Genomic DNA, 5,607 nt, shown 5'->3' with positions numbered 1-5,607 from the left:
CGCGGGGCCCCGCGCGCGCGCCCCGCCCGCGCCCCCCCCCCCCGCCTGGATCAGGGGGAGGGCCAGCAATGCCCCGGTTCCTTCTCCCACAGTGACGCCGTGGTCGAGCACCGGGTTGAGCGCCATCCGGTCCAGTGCCTTCGCCTGGCCCGGTTCGCCGCTGGCCTGCCCGGCCAGCCACCAGTCGGGAGCCCGGAACGCGGCGCGCTGGGCCACCAGTCCGCAGGCCGCCGAGACGACGCCGTCGAGGATGACCGGCGTACGGCGGACCGCGCACTGGAGCAGGAAGCCGGTGATCGCGGCGACGTCGGCGCCGCCGACCGCGGCGAGCAGGGCCACCTGGTCGCCGAGGACCGGGCGGGCCCGGCGCAGCGCGTCGCGGATCGCCGCGCACTTGCGCATCCAGGTCAGGTCGTCGATGGGCCGCCCGCCGCGCCCGGTGACCACGGAGGCATCGGTTCCGCACAGGGCGGCGACGAGCGTCGCCGCGACCGTGGTTCCACCGACGCTCACGTCCCCCAGGACCACGAGGTCGGTGCCCGAGTCGGCCTCCTCGTCGGCGATCCGCATGCCGAGCCGCAGGGCCGCGTCGGCCTCCTCGCGGGTGAGCGCGTCCTCGACGTCGATCCGCCCGCTGCCGCGGCGCACCCGGTGGCGCACCACGTCCTCGGGCAGCAGCCCGGGCTCGCAGTCCAGGCCGGCGTCGACGATCCGCACGCCGGCGCCGAGGCGCGCCGCGAGGATCGACACGGGGGAGTTCCCGTCGAGTACGGAGCGCACCAGCTCGTGCGCGGTGCCGGCGGCGCGGGTGGACACCCCCTCGGCGGCGATCCCGTGGTCCGCGGCGAACAGCACGACGCGCGGCCGCTCGATCGGCCGGACGGGCACCCGCCCCTGCGCGGCGGCGAGCCACTCGGCGAGCTCGTCGAGCCGCCCCAGCGCCCCGGCCGGCACGGCCAGCCGCTCACGGCGTTCCTCGGCGTCACGCCGGACGCCCCCGTCGGGGCGCTCGATCAGATCGGAGAAGTCGTCGAGATTCAGCGTGGTCATCTGCCAGAGCGTACAGCGGGTAAGGCCCTCCCCAAGCCCCGTCCGGGTCCCCGCCGGCCGGGCCGCGCGCTCAGTCCTTGAGGACCACCGCCTGCCCGGCCACCACCATCAGGACGTGCTCGCACTCCGCGGCCACCAGGTTGTTCAGGCGCCCGAGTTCGTCCCGGAACCGCCGGCCCGACGCCGTCGCCGGCACGACCCCCGAGCCCACCTCGTTGCTGACGGCCACCACCGTGCGGCGGGTCGCCCGCACGGCCGCCACCAGCTCCGCCACCCGCTCCCGGAGCTCCTTGTGCCCCTGCCCCGCCCAGACGGCGTCGTCCCAGGCCCCCGCCCGGTCCATCGCGTCCGTCAGCCACAGCGCCAGGCAGTCGATCAGCAGCGGCGGGCCGCCCTCCACCAGCAGCGGCACCAGCTCGCACGTCTCCACCGTCCGCCAGCTCCCCGGCCGGCGATCGCGGTGCAGGCCGATCCGCGCCGCCCACTCGGCGTCGCCGTCCCGGGAACCGCCGGTGGCCACGTAGACCACCTCGGGGAAGCCCGCCAGCCGCCGTTCCGCCTCGAAGGACTTCCCGGAGCGCGCCCCGCCGAGCACCAGCGTCCGGCGCGGCAGCTCCGGCACCGCGTGGTACTCGCCGACCGTCAGCGTCGTCCCGTCCGGCACCGCCCGCGCCCCGGCCGCCGCACACCGGCGCTCCAGCTCCCGGCCCGGCGGGGTGTCGTGGTCCAGGTGCACGGCGATCACGTCCGTCGTCGGCCCGGCGGCGCCGCTCGCCCGCAGCCGCACCAGCGCCTCCGGCCGGCCCAGCACGTCCGCGAGGACCATGTCGTACGGGCGCTGCACCTCGCCGTTGTCCGTCCCGGCCGGAGCCCCGCCGGGCGGGAGGTACAGCAGCCGGGTCCCGTCCGGCCCGGTCACCTCGTACCCGGTGCCCGGAGCGTCCATCGGCACCGCCCGCACCCGGTGCCCGCTGATCACCGCGAGCTCCCGCCCGTCCGGCACCCGCCCGGCGGCCGGCAGCCCCGGCGGCAGTTCGACCGGCGGGCCGTCGTGCGGATGGGTGAGCAGGACCTGGCGCACGCCCGCCAGCGAATGCCCCGCACGGGCGCCGGCGAGCACCGCCCCGGGGGTCAGGTCGAGCAGCAGCGCCCCGTCGACGAGCAGGGAGGTCGCGGCGCGCGCCCGGGGGCCGACGGAGACCGCGCAGGCCGCGCAGGGACAGCCGGGGCGGGGCAGTCCTTCGGGTGCGCCGGTGCCGAGCAGAGTGAGTTCCACAGGAAGATCCTCCCGCGTCCCCGAGACTGCTGCGCGCCCGGCTACTCTGCGGGCAGACTCAAGGCGAGATGCGGACGAGCAACGGAGGCGGACATGGCGTGGACGTGGCGGTTCGAGACGGCCGACGGCAGCGAGACGAGCCCGTCGGTGCAGCCGGAGGAGTTCACGACCCAGGGCGACGCGGAGTCCTGGATCGGTGAGTACTGGAAGGAGCTGCTGGAAGGCGGCACCGAGAAGGTGAAGCTGTCCGACGACAACGGCACCGAGCTGTACGCGATGAGCCTGCGCGAGGCGCTGGACGCCTGAGCGGCGCCCGCCGACGCATGCACCGGAGCCCGGACCCCGTGGGGGGCCCGGGCTCCGGTGGTTCCCGTGCGTGCGCTCGTGCGCCGGTCCGTGTGGGTCGGGGTCAGCCGCGGACGCCGCACAGGTGCAGCAGTGCGGCGACCCCGCGGTACGGGTCGGTGCGCCCGGCCCGGTCCTCGGCGGCCAGCAGCCGCTCCAGCTCCTCGTCCGGGGGCAGGCTCTCGCCGGCCTCGGTCCCGTCGGTGAACACGCGCACGCCGTACCAGGCCTGCAGCGGAGCGCCGATCCCGGAGAGCGTGGCCGTGAGACCGGACAGCCGGTCGGCCCGTACGTCCAGGCCCAGCCGGTTCGTGTAGTCGACGGTGTCGAAGGCGGCCAGCGCACCCGACCAGTCGGAGTCCAGGCCGGGCCGCATCGCGAGGGCGTCGCCGTTGCGGACGAGCAGCGACAGCAGTCCGCCGGGCGCCAGCATCCGGGCCAGCCCCGCCAGCATCGCGTCCGGTTCGGGCACGTACATCAGGACGCCGTGGCAGAGCACGACGTCGAAACTGCCGGGCGTGAAGTGCGCGCCGGTCTCCCGGCCGTCGCCCTCCAGGAGCTCGACCCGGTCCTGGATCCCGGCGGGCTCGGCGGCCAGCGCCGCATGGGCGACGGCGAGCATGGCCGGGTCCTGCTCCAGGCCGGTGACCTTGTGCCCGGCACGGGCCAGACGCAGCGCCTGGGTGCCCTGGCCCATGCCGACGTCGAGGACGCGCAGCCGCTGCCCGACGGGGAAGCGCTGCGCGATCTGTTCGTCGACCTGTCGGCCCACGAGTTCCTGGCGGACGGCGTTGCGCAGTCCGCCCAGTCCCTCGAGCCACAGCCTGGCGCCCCCCGCGAAGCCGTCCCCCGACGCTCCGGGCTTCCCTCCGCTCAGGGTCGTTCCCCGCGCTTGACCTGCGGCTTCGGCAGACGAAGCCGGCGCATCTGGAGGGTGCGCATCAGGCCGTAGGCGACGGCGCCGCGGCGCGGCTCGTCGGGGAAGCGCCGGGCGAGGGCCTTGCTCAGCCGGAAGCCCAGGCCGATGGAGTCGAGGATGATCAGGGCGATCACCGCGAGCCACAGCAGCAGGGCGATGTTCTGGATCGACGGGACCCGCACCATGCTCAGCACGAGGATGATCACCGCGAGCGGCAGGAACATTTCGGCGACGGAGAAGCGGGAGTCCACGAAGTCGCGGACGAACTTGCGCACGGGGCCCTTGTCACGGGCCGGCAGGTAGCGCTGGTCGCCGTTGGCGAGCGCCTCGCGCTGCCTGGCCATCTCTTCGCGACGGCGCTCGCGGGCGCGCTTTGCATCCTCCTTGCGATTGCCGGTCGAGGCCACGACGGCCTTGCGCTGCGACTGGGCCACAGCACGCTTCGGCGTCGGGCGGCCCTTCGGGGCCTGCGGGTGACGGGGCTGCGAGAGGTCGGCGCTCACCTTGTCGGTGGCGGCGGCCTTCTCTTCCTTGGAGGAACGGCTACCAAACACAAAACCCAAGCCTACGTGGTCGCGGCCGGGTACCCCACTTTCCCCGGGAACGATCCGGCAACGGCGGGCGTCTTCCCTGTGCAGGGTTCGTCCCGCGGGCCGCGCCTCTTCCCGGACCCCCGGCACCGGTCGGGGGAGCACCTACTCCCTACGCCTGACACGGGCGGGGGTGGAGTCGTCCTGGAGGAGGAGCACATCCGTACACGAACAGTGCGGTAATGGAGACAGGGCCCGTACTGTGGGTTCTGATGGCGGTCGAACCGGGGGACCGGGATGATCGCCATGGCTGGTGACCTGGAGCGAAGTCCGTCAGAAGGGGGCGCGCGAAGCCCATGAGCGGTGTCATGAAGCGTATGGGGATGATCTTCCGCGCGAAGGCGAACAAGGCCCTGGACCGGGCCGAGGACCCGCGCGAGACCCTCGACTACTCGTACCAGAAGCAGCTGGAGCTGCTTCAGAAGGTGCGCCGCGGCGTCGCCGACGTGGCGACCTCCCGCAAGCGCCTGGAGCTGCAGCTGAACCAGCTCCAGGGCCAGTCCGCCAAGCTGGAGGACCAGGGCCGCAAGGCCCTCGCCCTGGGCCGCGAGGACCTGGCCCGCGAGGCGCTGTCCCGCCGCGCCTCGCTCCAGCAGCAGGTCAGCGACCTGGAGGTGCAGCACCAGACCCTCCAGGGCGAGGAGGAGAAGCTGACCCTCGCCGCGCAGCGCCTGCAGGCCAAGGTGGACGCCTTCCGCACGAAGAAGGAGACCATCAAGGCCACGTACACGGCCGCGCAGGCCCAGACCCGCATCGCGGAGTCCTTCTCCGGCATCTCCGAGGAGATGAGCGACGTCGGCCTGGCCATCCAGCGGGCCGAGGACAAGACCGCCCAGCTCCAGGCCCGGGCCGGCGCGATCGACGAGCTGCTGGCCTCCGGCGCCCTCGACGACCAGAGCGGTCTCGGCTCCAAGGACGACATCCAGGCCGAGCTGGACCGCCTCTCCGGCGGCACGGACGTGGAGCTGGAGCTCCAGCGGATGAAGGCCGAGCTGGCGGGCGGCCCGTCGGCGCAGCAGCAGGCCATCGAGGGCGGCGCCCCGGGCAGCGCCCAGCCGTCGCAGACCCAGCACCGCTTCGACAAGCAGTAGGACGGGGTCCGTCATGATCGTCCGCATCATGGGGGAAGGCCAGCTGACGGTGGCCGACGGTCACTTCGCCGAGCTCAACGCGCTGGACGACGAACTCCTCGCGGAGATGGAGTCCGGTGATCAGGAGGGCTTCCGCCGGACGCTGGGCGCGCTGCTCGGCGCCGTACGGCGGCTCGGCGAGCCCCTGCCGGACGACGCCCTGGAGCCCTCCGAGCTGATCCTCCCCGCGGGCGACGCCTCGCTCGACGAGGTCAGGGAGATGCTCAGCGACGACGGCCTGATCCCGGGCTGAGTCCCGGCAGCAGGACACGGACACGACGGCGCCCGGCCCGGCCC

The 5,607-nt window shown here is 74.2% G+C and carries 7 protein-coding genes; 3 read left to right on the top strand and 4 right to left on the bottom strand.

What is annotated here, in order from left to right; genetic code table 11:
- Together cobT and ACFXA3_RS33745 are read right to left on the bottom strand one after the other, a co-directional pair.
- Positions 1-1,050 (bottom strand): nicotinate-nucleotide--dimethylbenzimidazole phosphoribosyltransferase (cobT, locus tag ACFXA3_RS33750; protein ID WP_385193182.1); only part of this gene is annotated, 1,050 nt, incomplete at its 3' end.
- A 70-nt stretch (positions 1,051-1,120) separates the two neighbouring features.
- Complete coding sequence (locus ACFXA3_RS33745; RefSeq protein ID WP_385193179.1) at positions 1,121-2,326, bottom strand: bifunctional adenosylcobinamide kinase/adenosylcobinamide-phosphate guanylyltransferase; 1,206 nt, start codon at positions 2,324-2,326, stop codon at positions 1,121-1,123.
- A gap of 93 nt (positions 2,327-2,419) precedes the next feature.
- Here ACFXA3_RS33745 and ACFXA3_RS33740 point away from each other — a divergent pair, with 93 nt between their 5' ends.
- Complete coding sequence (locus ACFXA3_RS33740) at positions 2,420-2,632, top strand: hypothetical protein (protein ID WP_054225633.1); 213 nt, start codon at positions 2,420-2,422, stop codon at positions 2,630-2,632.
- 103 nt (positions 2,633-2,735) lie between these two features.
- Here ACFXA3_RS33740 and ACFXA3_RS33735 read toward each other — a convergent pair whose 3' ends face one another.
- Together ACFXA3_RS33735 and ACFXA3_RS33730 are read right to left on the bottom strand one after the other, a co-directional pair.
- On the bottom strand, positions 2,736-3,494 hold the full coding sequence (locus ACFXA3_RS33735; protein ID WP_385193184.1) for a class I SAM-dependent methyltransferase: 759 nt from the start codon (positions 3,492-3,494) through the stop codon (positions 2,736-2,738).
- A 50-nt stretch (positions 3,495-3,544) separates the two neighbouring features.
- A complete protein-coding gene (locus ACFXA3_RS33730; RefSeq protein ID WP_385193177.1) occupies positions 3,545-4,153 on the bottom strand; it encodes a DUF3043 domain-containing protein in 609 nt (202 codons plus the stop codon).
- A gap of 323 nt (positions 4,154-4,476) precedes the next feature.
- Between ACFXA3_RS33730 and ACFXA3_RS33725 the strand changes: the two genes are divergently transcribed.
- Together ACFXA3_RS33725 and ACFXA3_RS33720 are read left to right on the top strand one after the other, a co-directional pair.
- Positions 4,477-5,271, top strand: coding sequence for a PspA/IM30 family protein (locus ACFXA3_RS33725; protein WP_082410863.1), 795 nt, complete (start codon positions 4,477-4,479; stop codon positions 5,269-5,271).
- 13 nt (positions 5,272-5,284) lie between these two features.
- Complete coding sequence (locus tag ACFXA3_RS33720) at positions 5,285-5,563, top strand: hypothetical protein (RefSeq protein WP_385193174.1); 279 nt, start codon at positions 5,285-5,287, stop codon at positions 5,561-5,563.
- Positions 5,564-5,607 lie beyond the last annotated feature (44 nt).

The sequence above is a fragment of the Streptomyces sp. NPDC059456 genome, assembly GCF_042750055.1.
Lineage (GTDB): Bacteria > Actinomycetota > Actinomycetes > Streptomycetales > Streptomycetaceae > Streptomyces.
The sequence above is the reverse complement of the archived record's forward strand: the minus strand, read 5'-3'. Positions and strand labels throughout refer to the sequence as shown.

Coding starts and splice junctions, on each gene's coding strand:
- ACFXA3_RS33740 (WP_054225633.1), top strand. CDS start 2,420: ATGGCGTGGACGTGGCGGTTCGAGACGGCCGACGGCAGCGAGACGAGC.
- ACFXA3_RS33725 (WP_082410863.1), top strand. CDS start 4,477: ATGAGCGGTGTCATGAAGCGTATGGGGATGATCTTCCGCGCGAAGGCG.
- ACFXA3_RS33720 (WP_385193174.1), top strand. CDS start 5,285: ATGATCGTCCGCATCATGGGGGAAGGCCAGCTGACGGTGGCCGACGGT.